Origin of the sequence: Brucella daejeonensis, from assembly GCF_014199265.1 — a bacterium.
Classification (GTDB): Bacteria; Pseudomonadota; Alphaproteobacteria; order Rhizobiales; family Rhizobiaceae; genus Brucella; species Brucella daejeonensis.
In genome coordinates, this window is the sequence record NZ_JACIJG010000031.1 from 1 (window position 1) to 19,691 (window position 19,691).

The following is a 19,691-nucleotide window of genomic DNA, read 5'->3' on the forward strand; positions in this document are numbered from 1 at the left end:
GTCGCGCCAGAGCCAGAAGCCGTTGAATATGTCCGCGTCTGCGATGCTTACGGCGCTGGCTACTTCTACATCCCGGGCACCGAAACCTGCCTGCGTATCGGCGGCTATGTCCGTTACGACATCAAGGGTGGCGACGACGCTTATTCGGGCGAAGAGTGGGGCGGCTGGCGTAAGCGCGCACGTTTCTCGCTGCGCACCTACACCGCTTCGGAAACCGAGCTGGGCACGCTCCGCACCTATACCGAAAGCCGTTTCCAGTGGGATTCCGTCGCTGGCAACGTGGGTGACGAGGGTTACGACGGTTATGGTGCAGACACCAATGCAGGTTCGCACGAGCTGCATTTCGCCTACATCACCCTCGGCGGCCTGAAGGTCGGTCTGGATGAATCTGAATTCCTTACCTTCACCGGCTACCTTGGCGACATCATGAGCGACGATGTTGTTCTCGCTGGTAACTACCGCACGGGCAAGATCTCCTACACCTTCACCGGCGGCAACGGCTTCTCGGCTGTGATCGCTCTCGAGCAGGGTGGCGACGGCTACTCGATCAACGATTATGTCCCGCACATCGTCGGTGGTCTGAAGTACGAACAGGGTTGGGGTTCGATCGCTGGTGTGGTCGCTTATGACTCCGTCATCGAAGAATGGGCTGCTAAGGTTCGCGGCGACCTCAACATCACCGATCAGTTCTCGGTTTGGGTGCAGGGCGCATACGCTTCCGCAGAAACCGAAGACCAGATGTATGGCGCTTGGGGCGGCGATTGGGCTGTCTGGGGTGGTCTGAAGTACAAGGTCAGCGAAAAGGCTGCCTTCAACCTGCAGGCTGCATACGAAGACTGGGGCAAGCTCGCCATCGCAGCAAACGTTGCTTACCAGATCGTTCCCGGCTTCACCATCACGCCGGAAGTCGCCTACACCAAGTGGGATGACGATCATCTGCCTGCCAGCGGCAACGATGATGCCTTCCAGGGCATGATCCGCTTCCAGCGTTCGTTCTAATCGGATCGACGTTTAAGCGAAAAGCGCCAACGGGAAACCGTTGGCGCTCATCCATTTGAAACACAGCTCACGAATGCGTGAACTTCGATCCTCCAGGGATGGGGATTTCGAAAAGGATCGAGAAGCCGAGGGGAGTAGCAGGGGACGACACCAAGCTGGGGGCAATATTGGTCTTTGAAGGATCGAAAGATGTCTCCACACAAAGTTAGCTCACTTATCTTGTGCTCTGATGATTATTTCATTAGTTGTACGTCCCGTGTTCTGCAGGGGGGCGTGCAATGATCGTTGTTGGGGAAACGAAAATCGACATGGGCGACAAGTTCTCGCCGACAGTCGATTACAACTTAAAATACACATCCAGCAAAAGCCCGAACCACCGGCTTGTCGAACAATATTCGGTGGCGGAACTGACGGGGAAATATATCAACATCCTGTGGGATGACGGGTCGCACAAGTACAATGTGAGGTCGTTTCTCGGTGAGATCGACGAGATTCTGAAAGGCGAACGCTTTTCGGGCTTCGATCAGGAAATGCTCGACTCTGTCATCGGTTCGCTCCGTGAGCGCGGCAACAGCAATGCAACCATCAATAGAAAGATGGCTGCGCTGAGCAAGCTGCTGCGAAAGGCGCACAAGATGGGGGATATCTTCAACCTACCGGAGTTCGTCCGGCAGAAGGAGCGTGTGGGACGCATTCGATTCCTCGAATATGAGGAAGAAAAGCGCCTGTTCGCCGCGATCAAGTCGCGCTGTGAAGATAGTTACCGGCTCTCGGTGTTCCTCGTCGATACGGGCTGCCGTCTTGGAGAGGCGATCGGTGTTACCTGGAACGATATCCAGGAACACAGGGTCACCTTCTGGCTTACCAAGTCGAATCGCAGCCGAACGGTCCCCCTCACCCGCCGTGCCTGCAAGGCCTCGCAAATCCCGCACGATAAACTCAAAGGCCCCTTCTCGATGCTCAATCAGGTCCGGTTCCGCCAGATCTGGAACGAGGCGAAGATGGAAGTCGGTCTTGGAACGGACGATCAGGTGGTACCGCATATCCTGCGTCACACCTGCGCCTCACGCCTGGTAAGAGGCGGCATCGATATCCGCCGCGTGCAAATGTGGCTTGGGCATCAGACGCTCCAGATGACCATGCGTTATGCTCATCTAGCGACTCACGATCTCGATTCATGCGTAAAGGTGCTCGAAGTCCACTGACTCCGGGCGCCTCTGTATCTCTTTTTTAAAATCGGCCTCTGACAGAGGGCTTTTTTCATATTCTCTTACAAGCGAAAACCATCGACCCCGGCGAACTGCTGAAACCGTACGATCATCGGCCCGTGCCTTGCAAATGGGCCGCGCAGTTTACCGTTGCGATGGCGGGTTTGCATTACGGTCGAATTGGGCTCCAAAGCAAAAACTATCCAGGCGACGTCGAACGTCGATCCCGGTTTCGGCGAGACCATTATTGTGATGGCATAGGCCAATAAAATTGCTATGCCTTTATAAGTGTCTGTTCCAAAAGCCGCCACGCTGGTCTGCAATTGGCAATTTGGCTCAAGTTCCGGTGCTCATGTACGACACGCATGCCGCTTTTTGATTCAGACTAGGGTCAGGACCTATTAATTTGGTGGAAATGGTGTGAGGCCATCCGTCTGGATACGAGGAGAAAAGGCGAAGGAAATGTGGTTCATTTTCGAGACTTTACGTGCATGTAGCCGGGCGGATGGACCACATCCTTCGGACACCGAAATGCCAAGGCCGGAAATTGGCGATCTGCCGCGTCAAGCCGCTCAACCGGGGGAACTACCCCGTTTTTCGCGTCTTTCCTTGCAGCTCTTGTCATTTCAGGTGCCATTTTCATCAAATTAATAGGTCCTGACCCTAAATGGCAGATCGGCCGTTTTTCGATCAATCTAACCTGCCATTCCTCTCAACTTGCCGGACAGAAAATCGACTGGAATCGCCATGGCACTACCCCGACTGACACCACTTGTTGCAAGCTTGCCCTCGACCGTACCGTTTACCGGCCCGGAAACACTTGAACTGCAACGCGGAAAACCCTTTCTGGCCCGTATCGGCGCCAATGAAAGCAGTTTTGGTCCGGCTCCCTCGGTGATCGAGGCCATCCAGCAGGAGGTGGGAGAGATATGGAAGTATGGCGATCCTGAAAATTACGAACTCCGCCATGCCATCGCGGCCCATCACGGCGTGAAGCCGGAAAATATCATGCCTGGCGCCGGTGTCGATGCGTTGCTCGGCCTTGTCGTCAGGCAATATGTGCAAAGCGGCGACAGGGTTATCAACTCGCTCGGCGGATATCCAACCTTCAATTACCATGTTGCGGGTTATGGCGGTGCGCTGGTGACGGTTCCCTATACCAGCGACCGGCCCGACCTCGACGGTCTGCTCAACGCGGCGCGCAAGAACGAGGCTGCCATTCTTTATGTTGCCAATCCCGACAACCCGATGGGAACCTGGCACGAAGGCCCGGACATTCAATCCTTCATCGAACGTGTCCCGGAAACGACCATGCTCATTCTGGACGAAGCCTATTGCGAGACCGGCCCGGCATCGGCATTCCCGCCCTTCGAGACTGATCGCCCCAATATTCTGCGGATGCGCACATTCTCCAAGGCTTACGGGCTGGCCGGAATTCGATGCGGTTATGTGGTCGGCAGTGCCGACGCCATCAAGTCGTTCGACAAGATTCGCGATCATTTCGCTGTAAACCGCCTCGCCCAGGCCGCAGCCATAGCCGCCCTCAAGGACCAGGCCTATCTGCGTGATGTGGTGGCGAAAATAAAAGCCGGACGCGACCGGATCGCCGCGGTTGCCGCGGCAAACGGCCTTTCCTCCATCCCCTCGGCAACGAATTTTGTCGCCATAGACTGCGGGCAGGATGGAGCATTCGCCACCGCAGTCCTGAACGGGCTGATTGAGCGCGACATTTTCGTGCGAAAGCCCGGCGCTCCGGTTCTCGACCGCTGCATTCGCGTGAGTGTCGGCGTTGAGGCGCAACTCGATCTTTTTGAGGCGGCCCTTCCCGCCGCATTGCAAGATGCGCGCAAAACCGCCCGCGCCCGCGAAACGGCCTGAACAATGGAGCCGAAGATGCAGAATTTAACCGTCGGGCAGGTTCGAAACACCCTCTTCAGTACACTGGCCGGGCTGTGCGGCGCGCTGGCCATTGCGGCCTATGCGGGCGCGGCCCATGGCGGGGAGAATCATCTTGGCAACATTGCCCCCCTGCTTCTGGGTCACGCTCCGGCTTTTCTGGTATTATCGCTGATCGTTCCGGTCAGCCGCTTTGCCTATCTCGGTGGCGTGCTGCTTATCCTCGGCCTCACCCTTTTTTGCGGCGATCTGTTCATGCGCGACATGACCGGCAACCGGCTTTTCCCGATGGCCGCGCCAACGGGCGGCTCACTCATGATTCTGGGCTGGCTCGCCATAGCGCTCAGCGGCTGGTTCTCAAAAGCCAAATAAAAAGGGGCCCCCAAAGGCCCCTTTCCTTCCGGTAATCCTGCTCCGATCAGGAGTTGCCTTTCAGGCGGGCATTGCAGAGGCTATAATAGCCGCCGCCCTTCTGCACCCACTTCAGACCGCCAAGCGCATTGGCGTTCTTGAGCGCATGATACTGGTCCAGGCAGGTATGCATACGGGCCCTGCCCGCCGATTCGCTGGAATATTTCGCCGAAACTGCGGTCGGGAACTTCATGCCTCTCGGCGCAGCGACGGTCGGAGCCGCCGGCTCGGAATCACCATCCGTGGTCAAGGCCACCGGATCGGCGCCAGGGCCGCATTCCGCCTTGCGGAAATCGTTCCATTTCAGACCATTGTCGGAGCCGGCATCCTTGGCTGCCTGATACTTCGCGCTGCACTGCTTCATGGTCAGACCCTTGGCGCTGTCATCGGCAGCGGGGGCAGCAGGGGCGGCAGCGCTTTTGGCTGCCTTGGTCGTCGGCGCGGCAGGTGCGGCGGCTGCATCATCACCGCACTGGGCCTTGCGGAAATCGTTCCACTTCAGGCCGCCAAGCGTACCAGCATCCTTGGCTGCCTGATATTTCGCACTGCATTCCTTCATCGTCAGCGCATTTGCGGGCGAGGAAAAAGCAAAAGCAGCAGCACCCATGATGATGGCGGTACCAGCCATAGCTGTAATGGTTCGAATTGACATCTCGTCACTCCCTATCGAATGCAGCCCTTTGATCGCTCCGCGCCCGTTTGCGCCTTGCGACCCAACTAATACAGAAGAACGGTAGATGTCGGTATTGCTCTGGCCCGTTCCATTTATAAGCCAACATTGCGCCTGGCAAAATTGGCTTGTCAATCATTGGACCAATATTATCTCCACTCCAATACAAATTTTCTAACGAACTTTCTTGGCTCGTTATGGTCATGCAGGTGACATGAAGTAAAGTTACAGTAAACTTCGCCTTGTGTCCGCCTTTTATTCGGAAAGAGCTAAAACCCGGGAGCCTGCGGATGATAAAGCGAATCATGGTCATTGGCGGCGCAGGTTCTGGAAAATCGAGCCTTGCACGAACACTTGGCGAAATCTCCGGTTTACCGGTCATCCATGTCGATGTTCTCTACTGGCAGCCCGGATGGACCATGCGCCCGCAGGATGAAATCAGGCACCCCGCCACCTCATCAAGCACCATCTGCAAAAACCGAACCAAGTGAAAGATTTTCTCGCACAGATATCGCGCGAAATATTTTTGAAGAATCAGCCTTCGCAATCGCGGTGAATCCATAAAGTCACGCCTGAAATAACAATATTGCTAGCAGTGCGTGGCGACATGGCTCCTGCTATATTTGACCCGTCTCCCAAGACTTCATGCCGCGCGCAATGGCCATCCATCCGCACAAGGCAAACATAATGTACCCGAATGATTTTCGGGCCAGCCGATAATTTGTTGCCGGATCGCCGGTTTCTAACAGTTCTGGAGTCCCGCCGTGGCCGATATCGCCGATAGTGCCGCCCCGCTCATCGATGCGCCAAAGACCGTTTTTGATCGCCATCGTCTTTACGAAGATGCGATAGCGATGCTGATCGGCACGTCCTTCATCGCGCTTGGCATAACACTTTATAGCCAGGCCATGCTGATGACCGGCAGCACCGCCGGAATAGCTCTTCTCATCCAATATGCGACAGGCACGGAATTCGGCTTGCTGTATTTCCTCATCAACCTGCCATTCTACTATTTCGCGGCCCGTCGAATGGGCTGGGCCTTCACGATCAGGACCTTTGTAGCCGTCGCTCTGATGTCAGGTTTCGCCCGTCTGATGCCGCTCAGCGTCGATTTTACAAGCGTCAATCCGCTTTTCGCAGCTCTCATGGGCGGCACATTGATGGGAATGGGCGTACTTGCGCTCTTCCGTCACCGCTCCGGTGTGGGCGGCGTCAATATTCTGGCGCTTTATTTGCAGGACGCTTACGGAATACGGGCCGGCTGGTTCCAGCTTGGCCTCGATGTTCTCATCATGCTGACGTCGCTGTTTTTCATTCCTTGGGAAAACATGGCGCTTTCCCTGACCGGCGCGGTCGCCATGAATCTCATCATCGCGATCAACCACAAGCCCGGCCGCTATCTCGGCACAAGCTGAAAAAGAAAAACCGCCCGTTGAGGCGGTTTTCCGTCGTCATCAGTGAACGGTCATCCACTCGCGGGCACCGCGAAGCGCTGCGGCAAGTTCGCTTTTGCTCATCGTGGCCGCCACCTGATTGCGCATCCGCGCCGCCTTTTCGCTGCCGCGGATAGCAGCGATGTTCAGCCACTTATGGGCTTCAATCACATCGATTTCACAATCGCGACCGATGGCGAATTTCATGCCCATTTCCAGAAGAATGCGATCCTGTGTGACTGTGTTGTCCTTACGCGTAAAGCTCTGAAACTGTGCCATTTTCTTTGTCCCTGTTAAATCCCGAGAACCGTCCGGTCTTTGTCTTCGAGGTCCGGTTTCCCTGCCTCGAAACTGCCGTCTCTGTCGTTCCGTTCATGCTCTCAAAGCTACGGGAAAGGGTTGAAATGCACGTTAAACCAGATGCTTAACGAGCAACCAACAAAATCCGAACAAGCGGTAAACTTGGTATTTTATTAAACATGCAAGTGCCGCCGAATGCTGGATTTTCCAGAAAAACAGATTAAAAAGCGCGCTTCTTATCGAAACCAGTTGCTAACTATAGACACGATTGCGACAGCAGCATTTGTGCCGATCCCCGAAACGGCGCGCCCTTCAAACCAGCAATATTTCCCTTCCGCTTCACGGAAAACTGGTTTACGTTTACGTTTGCGTAAGCCAAGCGGAAATCGAGGAGGCTTCTGCCTTGTGCTGGAAACGCATCATGGCGGTTTCGTCGCTGTGCCCCGCAGAACCGGGTACAGCGTGTTGGGAGGAAAGAATGATCCGCACTCTTATTCTGGGAATAACGCTTGCAGCGGGCTTTGCCGCGCCCGCCCTGGCGGGAGAAGCTATCGTCGGCTCGTGGAAACGCCCGAACGGTACGGTCATCAGCTATGCGGCCTGCGGCGCAAACAAGTTCTGCGGCACGGTGATGACCGGCGAATATAAAGGCAAATCCATCGGAACGATGTCGGGTACGGGCGGCAGCTACAAGGGCGAAGTCAACAAGCTGGATGAAGGCAAGACCTATTCCGGCAAGGCCACGGCCAAGGGCAACACGCTTTCGCTTTCGGGCTGTGTGATGGGCGGCCTGATCTGCAAGAGCGAAAGCCTGACGCGCCAATAGCGGCAGGAGAATTGGCAAGACAACAACCAAGGGCGGCAATAATCATGCCGTCCTTTTTGTTTAGCGCGCCTTTTGGCCGAACGAATATTCCGGGGTTATAACGAAACATCAATATTCTTGAACGCCGCATGAATGAAGCTCTCAGCGATGGTTCAGGCGCGAAAGCTATTCTGGCAGGTGAGAACCAAGATCAGCGTGGCTTTGGGGGCCAACGACAATGCTCCGGCGTTTGACAATCCTGTGCTTGATGATCGCCGGCTGTGCAGCCGTCGCGAGCATTTTCGTAGACCAGAGATACAATGTCTATCGGGACCAGCCGGTCGTCGGGCCTCTTGCCGCCTACACGCGGGAGCACGGGGGAACGAGACCATGAGAAAAGCACGAGCCATCGCGGCAATCGCACTGCGCGTATTCCTGTTCACTGCCATTTTCACCGGCCCGGCAGCGACCTTCGCCTATACACAGATCGGCCAGCACTCGGGAATGAGCGGTATCGGCCTCGTGCTTTATGTGAGCCTGCAACGAAGCGCATAACAGGTCATGTCACGGTCATGGAGTTTGCTATACTGGGCCATGACACAGCGAATCGAACACCCTTTTCTGACCGAGATCGAGACGCCTCCCACGGTCGATCCCGAGGTTTTCACCGATGCAAGTGCGGCGGTTGCCGCCCTGCAAAAGCTTTATGAGCGCAACACCGCCTTTCTTCGCGATGCCTTCGGGAAAGTAGCGCGCGGAGAAGCGCAGCCGCAGCGCTATCGCGCCTTCTACCCGGAAATCTGCCTGTCCACCTCCAGCTTCGCGCATGTGGACTCCCGGCTTGCCTTTGGGCATGTGTCGACACCCGGCGACTACTCGGCGACGGTTACGCGACCGGACCTGTTCGATCATTATCTCGACGAACAGATCCGCCTTCTGATGCGAAACCACGGCGTGACAGTCACCGTGAGGGAATCCGCGACGCCGATCCCGATCCATTTCGCTTTCCGGGAAGGCACCTATGTCGAGGCTTCCGTAGCCAATGCCTTCACGCACCCGCTTCGCGACCTTTTCGACGTGCCCGATCTGGCGGCGACCGACGACAAGATCGTCAATGCCGACTTCGACCCGGCGCCGGGTGAACCCATGCCGCTTGCGCCTTTCACGGCCCAGCGCATCGATTATTCGCTGCATCGGCTGGCGCATTATACGGCCACCGATCCGGCGCATTTCCAGAACTTCGTCCTGTTCACCAACTACCAGTTCTATATGGACGAGTTCTGCGCCTATGCGCGCAAGCTCATGGCGGATGGCGGCGGCGGGTACGAACGGTTCGTGGAACCGGGCAACATCGTCACGCTGGCCGGGGAAACGGCGCCGAGCAACGGGAATTCGTTGCAGCGTCTGCCGCAAATGCCCGCCTATCACCTGCAACGCGCGGATCATTCCGGCATAACCATGATCAATATCGGCGTGGGACCGTCCAACGCCAAGACCATCACCGACCATATCGCCGTGCTGCGCCCTCACGCATGGCTGATGCTCGGCCATTGCGCCGGATTGCGCAACAGCCAGCAACTCGGCGATTACGTCCTCGCTCATGCCTATATGCGCGAGGACCATGTTCTCGATGACGATCTGCCGGTCTGGGTGCCCCTGCCCGCGCTCGCCGAAATTCAGGTGGCGCTCGAAGAAGCCGTCGAGGAAATCACCGGCCTTGAGGGCTACGACCTGAAACGCATCATGCGGACGGGCACGGTCGCGACCATCGACAACCGCAACTGGGAACTGCGCGACCAGCGCGGTCCGGTTCAGCGTCTTTCGCAGGCACGCGCCGTTGCGCTAGACATGGAATCCGCCACGATTGCCGCAAACGGTTTCCGCTTCCGCGTGCCCTACGGCACGTTGCTCTGCGTCTCCGACAAACCGCTGCATGGAGAATTGAAACTGCCGGGCATGGCGACGGAATTCTACAAGCGACAGGTGGCGCAACACCTTCGCATCGGCATCCGCGCCATGGAAAAAATCGCAGCCATGCCGGATGAAAGGCTGCATTCACGCAAGCTCAGAAGCTTTTACGAAACCGCTTTCCAGTGAAATTAAGAGAGTAAGGGAGTAAGGGAGTAAGGGAGTAAGGGAGTAAGGGAGTAAGGGAGTAAGGGAGTAAGGGAGTAGAATGACTTATTCTCGATCAAGGCAAATATTTTACTTGCCTTGTCCACTACTTGCCCGCACCCTATTCCCCTATTCCCCTATTCCCCTATTCCCCTATTCCCCTATTCCCCTATTCATTATCGCGCCGCAATCGGCGGCTACGGACTGTTGCATGTCGAAAATCCGCGAAAACCTGCCCTTTCTGATCCTGCTTGGCGCTGTGGCGCTATCGGTTCCGCTTGTGCTCGGCTTCTTCGGCGCAGTGCATCCGGCGCTCGATTCCTTCTCGCATTTCAGAGCCCATCTTGCCGTCTTGATGGGATTGCTCGCCCTGCCGCTGTTTTTCACAAGGATGCGGCGCGAGGCAGCCATGCTGCTACTGTTCGCAATCATGGCGTTTGCCACGACTTCAGGGGCCGTACGCGAATATCTGAGCGGTTCCGGCGGTGCGCAGGCGCAAGCGCAGGAACCGGTGGGCGCACGCTATAGCCTCGTCCAGATCAATCTGCGGGAAGACAATCCGCAACCCAAGCGCATTCTCCAGATGATCGCCCGGGAAAAGCCCGATGTGATCACCTACCAGGAAGCGAGCGAGCAATGGGGCAAATGGCTCGCCATTCTGAAAAGCACTTACCCGTATCGCCTCAACTGCCGGGACGATCCCCGGACCTGGGGCGTGGGCATCCTGTCGCGACGTCCCTTCAGCGACAAGGAACAGACGGCCTGTGTCGGCGACGGGCTGCTTGCGATCGCTCCGATCGATTTCGGAGGTACGACCGTCAATGTCGCCGCCCTGCATTTTTCGTGGCCATGGCCGCGCTGGCAGCCGCACCAGCTTCGTTATATCGAACCGGGACTGAAAAAGCTGAGCGGGCCGTCCATCATCGCCGGGGATTTCAACGCCGTTCCGTGGAGCAATGCCGTGCGCCGTGTCGAACAGGCGTCCGGCACAACCCATATGACAGGCATCGGCGGAACCTGGCTCGCCCGGTTCCTGCCGGTTTCTCTCGCCCCCTATATCGGCCTGCCCATCGATCAGATTCTCGTCAGCGGTGAGATCGGCGCGCCAAGAATTTCCATACGTGCAGATGCCGGGTCGGATCACCTCCCCGTGCGGATTGACTTTTCCGTCCCCCTGCCCGTACGGCCGGACGAAGACGAACCCGAAACCCAATCCGTCATGCTGCAATGAAAAAGGCGGTCCAGGACCGCCTTTTCATATTCTCACAATACCGACATTCACACAAACCGGTCCTTCGCCGACATTTTCCCAACGGCGGACGAGACGGACACGGTCTCGAATGTGAACATTTACATGTTCACATAGACCGGTCCTTCGCCGCCTTGTGGCGGAACCCAGTTGATGTTCTGGTTCGGGTCCTTGATGTCGCAGGTTTTGCAGTGGACGCAGTTCTGCGCATTGATGACGAAACGGACGTCCTTGGCCTGCGGATCGGCGGCCGAATTGCCGTCCGCATCCACCCACTCATAGACGCCTGCCGGGCAATAGCGTGTCGATGGACCGGCGAAAACGTCGTGTTCGGATGCCTTCTGCAATTCCATATCGCGCACCTGAAGATGCACCGGCTCGTTTTCATCATGGTTCGTGTTCGAGAGAAACACTGACGACAGGCGGTCGAAGGTCAGGACGCCGTCCGGCTTCGGATAGTCGATCTTCGTGTGCTTCGCCGCCGGATCGAGAGACTGCGCGTCATTCTTTCCGTGCTTCATCGTGCCGAAGAACGAGAAACCGAACAACTGGTTGGTCCACATGTCGAGTCCGCCCAGCGCCACTCCGATTGCCGTGCCGAATTTCGACCAGAGCGGCTTGACGTTGCGAACCCGCTTGAGATCCTTGCCGATGGCGCTCGCGCGCCAGCTGTTTTCGATCTCGACCGGTTCGTCATTCGCCCGACCGGCCGCAAGAGCCTCGGCAATCTTGTCGGCCGCGAGAATCCCCGACAGGATCGCATTGTGGCTGCCCTTGATGCGCGGCACGTTGACGAAGCCAGCGGAACAGCCGATGAGCGCTCCGCCGGGGAACGAAAGCTTCGGCACCGACTGGTAGCCGCCTTCGGTGATGGCGCGCGCGCCATAGGAAAGCCGCTTGCCGCCCTCGAAAACATCGCGGATGGCCGGATGCGTCTTGAAACGCTGGAATTCCTCGAACGGCGAAAGATAGGGGTTCTTGTAGTTGAGATGCAGCACGAAGCCGACCGCAACCATATTGTCTTCCAAATGGTAGAGGAACGAACCGCCGCCCGTCTTCATATCGAGCGGCCAACCAAACGAGTGCTGTACGAGGCCGGGCTTGTGTCTGGACGGATCGACCTGCCACAACTCCTTCAGGCCGATGCCGTACTTGGCAGGCTCGCGCCCTTCGTCCAGCTTGAACTTCGCGATCAGCTGCTTGGCCAGCGAGCCGCGAGCGCCTTCGCCGATCAGCACATATTTGCCGAGCAGGGCCATGCCCCGCGTATAGTTTGGACCGTGCGTTCCGTCGCGTTCCACACCCATGTCGCCCGTGGCGACACCGATGACCGCGCCTTCATCGTTGTAAAGCACCTCGGTCGCGGCGAATCCCGGATAGATTTCGACGCCCAGTTCTTCTGCCTTGGTGCCGAGCCAGCGGCAGACATTGCCGAGCGAGACAATGTAATTGCCGTGATTGTTCATCAGGGGCGGCATGGCGAAATTCGGCAGACGCACCGAACCGGCAGGTCCCAGCACAAGGAAATGATCGGCGGTCACCGGCGTCTTGAACGGATGTCCTTCCTCCTCGCGCCAGTCCGGCAGAAGCTGGTCGATACCCACGGGATCGACCACCGCACCTGACAGAATATGCGCGCCGACTTCACCGCCCTTTTCAAGCACGACGACGGAGAGTTCAGGATTGACCTGCTTGAAGCGGATCGCAGCGGCAAGACCGGCAGGCCCGGCGCCGACAATCACCACGTCGAACTCCATGCTCTCGCGTTCGGGAAGCTCCTGGTTTGCATGTTCTGGGGCTTCTGACATTCATCCCTCCGTCAGGTACAGCATCGTCTCCTCACTAGGGCAGCGCAGACAATGCATCCAATTGTTTTTATGCATGATCCAATCGCCATTATCCATGAACCGGCTGTTCCGGCACAGGTGACGACGAAAAGATCCTCCTTCCCCTAATTCGTGCTTACCCTGTCGCAGAGTTGAAGACTGTCGCAAATGCGTCCAATTGTCCAAAATGGATGTTCCAAGCCTCCAACGCAATTTACCTTAACGTAAACGTAATACAACAGGCAATTCAAGAAAGCGCGATAACGCGTTTATATGGGCGGATGCCGGTAATCCAGACATCGCGTCATTGAAGCAATACTGCGGACAAAACCGTCATGCCGTCCGTAAAAGGTCATTTTTGCGCGGCCTGCCCGCTTTTCGAAACAGTCATAGAGGGATAAATCCCGGACCACTCTTGCATTCACCGCCAAAATTCGCCACCTCAGTTATCGAGGTGCAAAATGACTGATGGCCGCGAAACGCTGGATATGGAAGGCTTGCTCCGCTTTTACGCGGAAGCAGGCGTCGACATGCCGCTTTCCGAAACGCCTGTCGACCGGTTTGCCGAGCCGCAGCGCCCTGCCCCGGCGCAGCAGGCAGCGCAGGCGCCAAATGCATCATCGGAGCGCCGTCAGCAACAGCCTCGTCCCGCGCCGACGCCTTCGCCTGCAAGCAGGCCCGTGCAAGCTGCCGCCGACCTGCCGGACAATGCCCAGATCGCGCTCGCTCGCGAGGCTGCGTCACAGGCCGCGACTTTGGATGAATTGCGCGAACGGCTCGCGGCTTTTGACGGCTGCAATCTCAAGTTCACGGCCAAGAACCTCTGCTTTGCCGATGGCGACCCCGCATCCGACGTCATGTTCATCGGTGAAGCTCCGGGACGAGACGAGGATATGGAAGGCCTGCCCTTCCTGGGCAAGTCCGGCCAGTTATTGAACCGGATGATCGAATCCATCGGTCTCAAGCGCGAGAACGTCTATATTGCAAACACGATCCCCTGGCGTCCGCCGGGCAATCGTACGCCGACGCCTCTTGAAACCGAACTTTGCCGCCCGTTCATCGAGCGTCAGATCGAACTGGCCGCACCCAGGGTACTCGTCGCGCTTGGCGGGCCTGCGGGCAAGGCCCTGACGGGTGCAACCGAAGGCATTTTGCGGCTTCGCGGCAACTGGAAAATCCACCGGACGCCTTCCGGCCTGGAAATCCCGGTCATGCCGACGCTGCATCCGGCTTATCTTTTACGCACCCCGGCGCAAAAACGCTTCGCCTGGCGCGACTTTCTGGCTGTAAAACTGAAACTGGCCGAATTGAACAGTTGATATTGCTTCGCCGGTTCGCTACGGACGCGCGCATTGTCACCAACATGCCGCAAACTCGCGCTAAAGCGCCGCTTGCAAAACCGCTCCCAAGCGACAAATAGCAATAAGATCCGTCCGTTTTTCGGAGTTCATCATGGCTGGCCAGCTCCTGCCTATTGCCGCCTTGCTCGCAAGCACCTTTCTCATGCTGCTTGCCGGTGGTCTCGCGGGTATACTTCTGCCCCTGCGCAGCGGGCTGGAAGGATGGTCCACCACCACCATCGGCTGGATGGGTACCAGCTATTCGCTCGCCTTCACCATCGGCTGCATCGTCGTGCCGCATCTGGTGCGGCGCGTCGGCCATGTCCGGGTCTTTTCCGCGGTGCTGACCCTGCTTTCCATGGCACTGCTTTTTCATGCCCTCGTCGTCCATCCGGTCGCCTGGATGATCTTTCGCGGGATTGCGGGTTTCTCGCTCGCCGGAAGCTACATGATCATCGAAAGCTGGCTGAACGAGCGCGTGACCAACGAATCGCGCGGGCGCATTTTCTCGATCTACATGATCATTACGATGCTGGGCCTGATGTGTGGACAGTATATCCTGCCCTTCGGCGATGCGGCGACGCAGACGCTCTTCATCATCTGCGCCATCATCTATGCGAGCGCCTTGCTGCCAACCGCGCTTTCCAGTGCCCAGTCACCCAACCCGCTGACGCAGGTTTCGCTCGATATCAAGGGACTATATCGCCGTTCGCCCGCCGCCGCGGTCGGCTCGCTGATCGCCGGCATCGTGGCGGGCACCTGGAACTTCCTCGCCGCTATCTATGGCGAGATGAACGGCCTCTCGACCTTCGGCATTGCGACCATGCTTGCCTCCGCCATGGTCGGCGGCGCCATATTCCAGTATCCGATCGGTCGCGGTTCGGACTTTGTGGACCGCCGCTATGTCATGGTGATTGCGGGTGCAATCGGCTTTGCCCTGTCGCTGGTAATGGTTCTGTTCCACCCCACCTCGCCCTATGCGCTTTACGCGATGATGTTCCTGTTCGGATCGGTGATCTATCCGATCTACAGCCTGAATGTCGCCCATGCGAACGACTATGCCGACGCCAGCGAATTCGTGAAGATTTCGGGCGGCCTGCTGATCATCTACGGTGTGGGCAGCGTCATCGGCCCCGCACTTTCGGGTCCGCTTATGGACCTGGTCGGCGCACCGGGCTTTTTTGTTGTCATGGCGATTGCCTATGGCATCTACGGCTTTCATGCCTTCTGGCGCATTCGCCGCTTCGAACGCCCCGCCATCAGCGACCAGAAGACAGAATTCAAATTCCACACGCCGGACGGTCAGTCCACGCCGGAAACCATGCAACTCGACCCGCGCGCCGAAAATACACCGGGTTAAACAGTTAACCCAGGTTGTTGGCTTTATGGGGCACGATGGAGAGTTTGTGTTCGCGGTAGATGATGAAGCCGCCCGCCGCCATCACGATGAGGCTTCCGACCAGCATCTCGAAGGTCGGTATGTCTCCGAAAAGCGTGAAGCCGATAGCGAGGCCCAACAGCATCGAAGTATATTCGAAAGGCGCGATGGTCGACATCGGCGCGTGACGATAACATTCGGTCAGCAGAATCTGGCCGATACCGCCGGCAAACCCCGCCCCCACCATCATGACAAGCTGCGGCCAGCTCGGCACGATCCAGCCGAACGGCAGGCTGACAAGCGAAATGACGCTCGCCGAAATTGAAAAATAGATCACGATGGTTGCAGTGCGTTCGGTTTGCACGAGCTTGCGCACCAGCATCATGGCAACGGCCGACATGACGGCCGCGCCAAGCGCCGCCAGCGCCCCCGCCGCTTCGTCCTGCCCTATGCTTCCGGCAGAAAACAGGGTCAGGCGCGGCCATATGATGATCATCACCCCACCCAGCCCGATCAGCACCGCGCTCCAGCGGTAAAAACGCACGACTTCGTGCAGTATGGCCGCTCCCAGAACAACGGTGATCAGCGGCGATGCGTAGTTGATGGCGATTGCTTCAGGCAGCGGCAGCTTGGTCAGGGCAAAGAAGCTCATCGACATGGAGCAGACGCCGACCAGACCGCGCCAGAAATGGCTGAAACCATGCTGTGTGTGGAACACACCGCCAAGCTGGCCACGCCAGGCAAGATAAAAAAGGATGGCAAAGATCGCAAAGAACGACCGGAAGAAGATCAGTTGCCCGACGGGCACGCCTTCCGCCGCCTTCAGCAAGGTCGACATGCAGACGAAGACACTAACGGAAGCGATTTTGAGACCGATGCCGAGCATCGGGTTCGACTGAAGATGGGCAGCCTCTGCGGGCGCGCTCGCGTGAGCGTTCACAACGCAATTCCTTAAAACGTAAAGCGCCAAATACGCTCATATAATTCCGGCAGCTAATTTCCTTATGCCTGTTTGTTGCGCAGCGCCAGTAGTTCAAAGTTGATTTGTCAAAAATATTTCCGAACATAAGCTCACCTGCCGCGATTATTTCTCCTACGTCCGATGAAAGATGCAAAACCGCTGCACACTTTTGCTGGAATTTGTATTGACCGGCGCAATTCCGAACGCAAAACCGCTACGCACTTTTGCTGGAATTTGTATTGACCGGCGCAATTCTGGACGCAAAACCGCTGCGCACTTTTGCTGGAATTTGTATTGATCGACGCAATTCCGGACGCAAAACCGCTGCGCACTTTTGCTGGAATTGCTGTGAAAACCCGGCTACGAATCCAGCATCATGAGTTCAAGGAGAGAGTTTCGCCATGCGTACTGAAACCGGCCAGACATTTCGTCTCGAAGATTATCGTCCGACCCCCTACGCCATTCCCGAAACGAAACTCGACTTCTCGCTGGAACCCGAAAAGACAATCGTTCGCGCCGAACTCGTCATCGAGCGCCGAAGCGACACGCCAGCAGGCACCCCGCTCGTCCTCGATGGAGACGAGCTGAAACTCGTCAGTATCGCAATCAACGGACAGCCCCTTGCCGACAACAGCTATTCGGCGACGCCGGACCAGCTGACCGTCAGCGATCTGCCGGACGACGGGCATTTTACGCTTGAAATCGTCACGGAAGTGAACCCGACGACCAACCGGCAGCTCTCCGGCCTTTATCGTTCAAGCGGCGTCTATTGCACGCAATGCGAGGCGGAAGGCTTCCGCCGCATCACCTATTATTACGACCGCCCCGATATTCTCTCGGTCTATACGGTTCGCATCGATGCCGAACGCGAGGCCGCGCCCATTCTGCTTTCGAACGGCAATCCCGTCGAAGGCGGTGAGGTTTCCGGCAAGGCGGGTCGTCACTTCGCCGTCTGGCATGATCCGCATCCGAAACCGTCCTATCTCTTTGCCCTCGTCGCCGGATCGCTCGGCGTGGTGAAGGACCATTTCACCACCCGGTCAGAACGTCCCGTCGATCTGGCGATCTATGTCGAGCACGGCAAGGAAGGCCGGGCGCTCTATGCCATGGATGCGCTGAAGCGTTCCATGCGCTGGGACGAGGAAAAATTCGGGCGCGAATACGATCTCGACGTCTTCAATATCGTCGCCGTCTCCGACTTCAACATGGGCGCGATGGAGAACAAGGGCCTCAACGTCTTCAACGACAAATACGTATTGGCCGATCCCGAAACCGCGACCGATACCGACTATGCGGGCATCGAAGCGGTGATCGCGCACGAATATTTTCACAACTGGACGGGCAACCGCATCACCTGTCGCGACTGGTTCCAGCTCTGCCTCAAGGAAGGCCTGACGGTCTATCGCGATCACGAATTCTCCGCCGACCAGCGCTCACGGCCCGTGAAACGCATCGCGGAAGTGAAAGTCCTCAAGGCGCAGCAATTCCCTGAAGATGCCGGCCCGCTCGCCCACCCGGTGCGCCCGCGCGAATATCGCGAGATCAACAATTTCTACACGGCCACGGTCTACGAAAAGGGTTCGGAAGTCGTTCGCATGATCCGCACCGTCATCGGCGCGGAACTCTTCCGCAAGGGCATGGACCTTTATTTCGAACGACATGATGGCGACGCGGCCACGATCGAGGATTTCGTCAAGGTTTTCGCCGATGTGTCGGGGCAGGATTTTTCGCAGTTCGCGCTGTGGTACGATCAGGCGGGAACGCCGAAGGTGGAAGCCGATTTCGAGTATGATGCAGGTGCGAAGAATTTCACGATCAACTTCAGGCAGTCTCTGGCCCCGACGCCCGGCCAGTCCGTGAAAAAGCCCATGCACATTCCAGTCGCCTTCGGGCTTGTCGGAACGGACGGCCAGGATATGAAACCGTCTTCCGTGTCGGGCGGCGATGTGCGGGACGACATTATTCACCTGCACGGCACGACCGAAACCATTGTGTTTCACGGGATCGGCGCCCGGCCGGTGCCATCCCTGCTCCGCGGTTTTTCTGCGCCCGTCAGCCTGTCGGCGCCACTTTCGAACGAGGACCGTGCCTTTCTTGCCTTGAACGACAGCGACCCGGTGGCGCGCTGGCAGGCACTGACGGGCATATTCAACCGGGTTCTGCTTGAAGGCGCCAAGCGGGTTCGCGGCGGCCACGCGCCGGAGATCGATGAGCGAACTGTCGAACTTGCCGGCAAGGTTGCGTCCGACGAGACGCTCGATCCTGCCTTCCGCGCCCTCTGTCTCACATTGCCGAGTGAAAGCGACATTGCACGCGAGATGGGTTCGAACGTCGATCCGGATGCAATTCTGACCAGCCGCCATCACCTCATCGACGCAATTGCCGCCAGATATGCCGGTGAGTTTTCGAAACTTTATGACACTTTGAAACAGGCTGGCATATTCTCACCCGACGCAGAATCCGCCGGAAAACGCGCCCTGCGGAATGCGCTGCTCGATTATCTGAGCCGTCATGAAAACAGTCCGCAGCGCGCTGCCGCCCAATTTGCAAAAGCGGATAATATGACGGACCGTTTTGCCGCATTGACCGTGCTTGTGCATCGTTTCGGCGATACGGCGGAGGCGAGCGAAGCGCTGGCAAGCTTCGAGCGACAGTTCGGCAAGGACGGGCTTGTGATGGACAAATGGTTCATGGTGCAGGCAAGCCGCCCCGGCGAAGAAGCCCTGAAGGCCGTACGTGACCTCACGAAGCACGCGCTGTTTTCGCTCGACAATCCGAACCGCGTCCGCTCGCTGATCGGTTCGTTCTCCGCGTCCAACCTGACGGGGTTCAACCGCAGGGACGGTGCGGCCTACAATTTCTTCGCGGATACGATCCTTTCCATCGACCCGGAAAACCCGCAGCTTTCGGCACGGCTTCTGACGGCGCTTCGCTCCTGGCGTTCGCTGGAGGATGTCCGGCGCGAACATGCAAGGGCAGCCCTGGCGCGCATATCCGGCACGGGCAAGCTGTCCACCGATCTGCGTGACATCGTGGACCGCACTCTCGCCTGATTCGGCAGACAGCTTCCCGTCGGAAATAATTCGCTTCCCCGGTCCTT

Annotated in this window: 17 protein-coding genes; 13 read left to right on the top strand and 4 right to left on the bottom strand. The window is 57.5% G+C overall.

From position 1 onward, the window contains the following. From FHS76_RS21235 to FHS76_RS21250, 4 genes are all read left to right on the top strand, one after another. A partial coding sequence (locus FHS76_RS21235; protein WP_183657922.1) for a porin occupies positions 1–999 on the top strand: 999 nt, incomplete at its 5' end. A 278-nt stretch (positions 1,000–1,277) separates the two neighbouring features. Further along, entirely contained in the window at positions 1,278–2,204 is a 927-nt protein-coding gene (locus FHS76_RS21240) for a tyrosine-type recombinase/integrase (RefSeq protein ID WP_183657925.1), read from the top strand. Positions 2,205–2,954: 750 nt separating this feature from the next. Then, entirely contained in the window at positions 2,955–4,085 is a 1,131-nt protein-coding gene (locus FHS76_RS21245) for a pyridoxal phosphate-dependent aminotransferase (RefSeq protein ID WP_183657928.1), read from the top strand. 15 nt (positions 4,086–4,100) lie between these two features. Then, on the top strand, positions 4,101–4,475 hold the full coding sequence (locus FHS76_RS21250) for a DUF423 domain-containing protein (RefSeq protein ID WP_183657931.1): 375 nt from the start codon (positions 4,101–4,103) through the stop codon (positions 4,473–4,475). Between the two features lie 46 nt (positions 4,476–4,521). Here the strand turns inward: FHS76_RS21250 and FHS76_RS21255 are convergent, their stop codons facing one another. After that, positions 4,522–5,166 (bottom strand): antifreeze protein, encoded by a 645-nt coding sequence (locus tag FHS76_RS21255; RefSeq protein WP_183657934.1) that lies wholly within the window; start codon positions 5,164–5,166, stop codon positions 4,522–4,524. A 308-nt stretch (positions 5,167–5,474) separates the two neighbouring features. Between FHS76_RS21255 and FHS76_RS21260 the strand changes: the two genes are divergently transcribed. Beyond that, positions 5,475–5,675, top strand: coding sequence for a P-loop NTPase family protein (locus FHS76_RS21260; protein ID WP_235992831.1), 201 nt, complete (start codon positions 5,475–5,477; stop codon positions 5,673–5,675). Positions 5,676–5,948: 273 nt separating this feature from the next. Next, positions 5,949–6,599 carry a YitT family protein gene (locus FHS76_RS21265; RefSeq protein WP_183657937.1) on the top strand — a complete coding sequence of 217 codons (651 nt, stop codon included), beginning with the start codon at positions 5,949–5,951 and terminating at the stop codon, positions 6,597–6,599. Positions 6,600–6,638: 39 nt separating this feature from the next. Here the strand turns inward: FHS76_RS21265 and FHS76_RS21270 are convergent, their stop codons facing one another. Continuing rightward, the gene (locus tag FHS76_RS21270; protein ID WP_183657940.1) at positions 6,639–6,896 is read right to left on the bottom strand and encodes a sel1 repeat family protein; all 258 of its coding nucleotides are present in this window, start codon (positions 6,894–6,896) and stop codon (positions 6,639–6,641) included. Positions 6,897–7,395: 499 nt separating this feature from the next. Between FHS76_RS21270 and FHS76_RS21275 the strand changes: the two genes are divergently transcribed. The 4 genes from FHS76_RS21275 (at position 7,396) to FHS76_RS21290 (ending at position 11,068) form a co-directional block, all read left to right on the top strand. Continuing rightward, the gene (locus FHS76_RS21275; protein ID WP_183657943.1) at positions 7,396–7,743 is read left to right on the top strand and encodes a DUF2147 domain-containing protein; all 348 of its coding nucleotides are present in this window, start codon (positions 7,396–7,398) and stop codon (positions 7,741–7,743) included. A 369-nt stretch (positions 7,744–8,112) separates the two neighbouring features. Next, complete coding sequence (locus FHS76_RS21280; RefSeq protein ID WP_183657946.1) at positions 8,113–8,277, top strand: hypothetical protein; 165 nt, start codon at positions 8,113–8,115, stop codon at positions 8,275–8,277. 39 nt (positions 8,278–8,316) lie between these two features. Beyond that, complete coding sequence (locus FHS76_RS21285) at positions 8,317–9,819, top strand: AMP nucleosidase (RefSeq protein WP_183657949.1); 1,503 nt, start codon at positions 8,317–8,319, stop codon at positions 9,817–9,819. 229 nt (positions 9,820–10,048) lie between these two features. Beyond that, positions 10,049–11,068: an endonuclease/exonuclease/phosphatase family protein gene (locus tag FHS76_RS21290; protein ID WP_183657952.1), complete on the top strand. Its 1,020-nt coding sequence runs from the start codon at positions 10,049–10,051 to the stop codon at positions 11,066–11,068. A 119-nt stretch (positions 11,069–11,187) separates the two neighbouring features. Here FHS76_RS21290 and FHS76_RS21295 read toward each other — a convergent pair whose 3' ends face one another. Next, a complete protein-coding gene (locus FHS76_RS21295; RefSeq protein ID WP_183657955.1) occupies positions 11,188–12,894 on the bottom strand; it encodes an electron transfer flavoprotein-ubiquinone oxidoreductase in 1,707 nt (568 codons plus the stop codon). Positions 12,895–13,373: 479 nt separating this feature from the next. Between FHS76_RS21295 and FHS76_RS21300 the strand changes: the two genes are divergently transcribed. Both FHS76_RS21300 and FHS76_RS21305 read left to right on the top strand, forming a co-directional pair. Next, entirely contained in the window at positions 13,374–14,231 is an 858-nt protein-coding gene (locus FHS76_RS21300) for a uracil-DNA glycosylase (RefSeq protein ID WP_183657958.1), read from the top strand. A gap of 133 nt (positions 14,232–14,364) precedes the next feature. Beyond that, a complete protein-coding gene (locus FHS76_RS21305) occupies positions 14,365–15,612 on the top strand; it encodes an MFS transporter (RefSeq protein WP_183657963.1) in 1,248 nt (415 codons plus the stop codon). Between the two features lie 4 nt (positions 15,613–15,616). Here the strand turns inward: FHS76_RS21305 and FHS76_RS21310 are convergent, their stop codons facing one another. Further along, positions 15,617–16,570 carry a DMT family transporter gene (locus FHS76_RS21310; RefSeq protein WP_183657966.1) on the bottom strand — a complete coding sequence of 318 codons (954 nt, stop codon included), beginning with the start codon at positions 16,568–16,570 and terminating at the stop codon, positions 15,617–15,619. A gap of 422 nt (positions 16,571–16,992) precedes the next feature. Between FHS76_RS21310 and pepN the strand changes: the two genes are divergently transcribed. Beyond that, complete coding sequence (gene pepN / locus FHS76_RS21315) at positions 16,993–19,644, top strand: aminopeptidase N (RefSeq protein WP_183657969.1); 2,652 nt, start codon at positions 16,993–16,995, stop codon at positions 19,642–19,644. The last annotated feature ends 47 nt before the right edge of the window (positions 19,645–19,691 follow it).

Coding starts and splice junctions, on each gene's coding strand:
- FHS76_RS21240 (WP_183657925.1), top strand. CDS start 1,278: ATGATCGTTGTTGGGGAAACGAAAATCGACATGGGCGACAAGTTCTCG.
- FHS76_RS21300 (WP_183657958.1), top strand. CDS start 13,374: ATGACTGATGGCCGCGAAACGCTGGATATGGAAGGCTTGCTCCGCTTT.
- FHS76_RS21270 (WP_183657940.1), bottom strand. CDS start 6,896: ATGGCACAGTTTCAGAGCTTTACGCGTAAGGACAACACAGTCACACAG.
- FHS76_RS21250 (WP_183657931.1), top strand. CDS start 4,101: ATGCAGAATTTAACCGTCGGGCAGGTTCGAAACACCCTCTTCAGTACA.
- FHS76_RS21295 (WP_183657955.1), bottom strand. CDS start 12,894: ATGTCAGAAGCCCCAGAACATGCAAACCAGGAGCTTCCCGAACGCGAG.
- FHS76_RS21260 (WP_235992831.1), top strand. CDS start 5,475: ATGATAAAGCGAATCATGGTCATTGGCGGCGCAGGTTCTGGAAAATCG.
- FHS76_RS21275 (WP_183657943.1), top strand. CDS start 7,396: ATGATCCGCACTCTTATTCTGGGAATAACGCTTGCAGCGGGCTTTGCC.
- FHS76_RS21305 (WP_183657963.1), top strand. CDS start 14,365: ATGGCTGGCCAGCTCCTGCCTATTGCCGCCTTGCTCGCAAGCACCTTT.
- FHS76_RS21280 (WP_183657946.1), top strand. CDS start 8,113: ATGAGAAAAGCACGAGCCATCGCGGCAATCGCACTGCGCGTATTCCTG.
- FHS76_RS21245 (WP_183657928.1), top strand. CDS start 2,955: ATGGCACTACCCCGACTGACACCACTTGTTGCAAGCTTGCCCTCGACC.
- FHS76_RS21285 (WP_183657949.1), top strand. CDS start 8,317: ATGACACAGCGAATCGAACACCCTTTTCTGACCGAGATCGAGACGCCT.
- FHS76_RS21290 (WP_183657952.1), top strand. CDS start 10,049: ATGTCGAAAATCCGCGAAAACCTGCCCTTTCTGATCCTGCTTGGCGCT.
- pepN (WP_183657969.1), top strand. CDS start 16,993: ATGCGTACTGAAACCGGCCAGACATTTCGTCTCGAAGATTATCGTCCG.
- FHS76_RS21255 (WP_183657934.1), bottom strand. CDS start 5,166: ATGTCAATTCGAACCATTACAGCTATGGCTGGTACCGCCATCATCATG.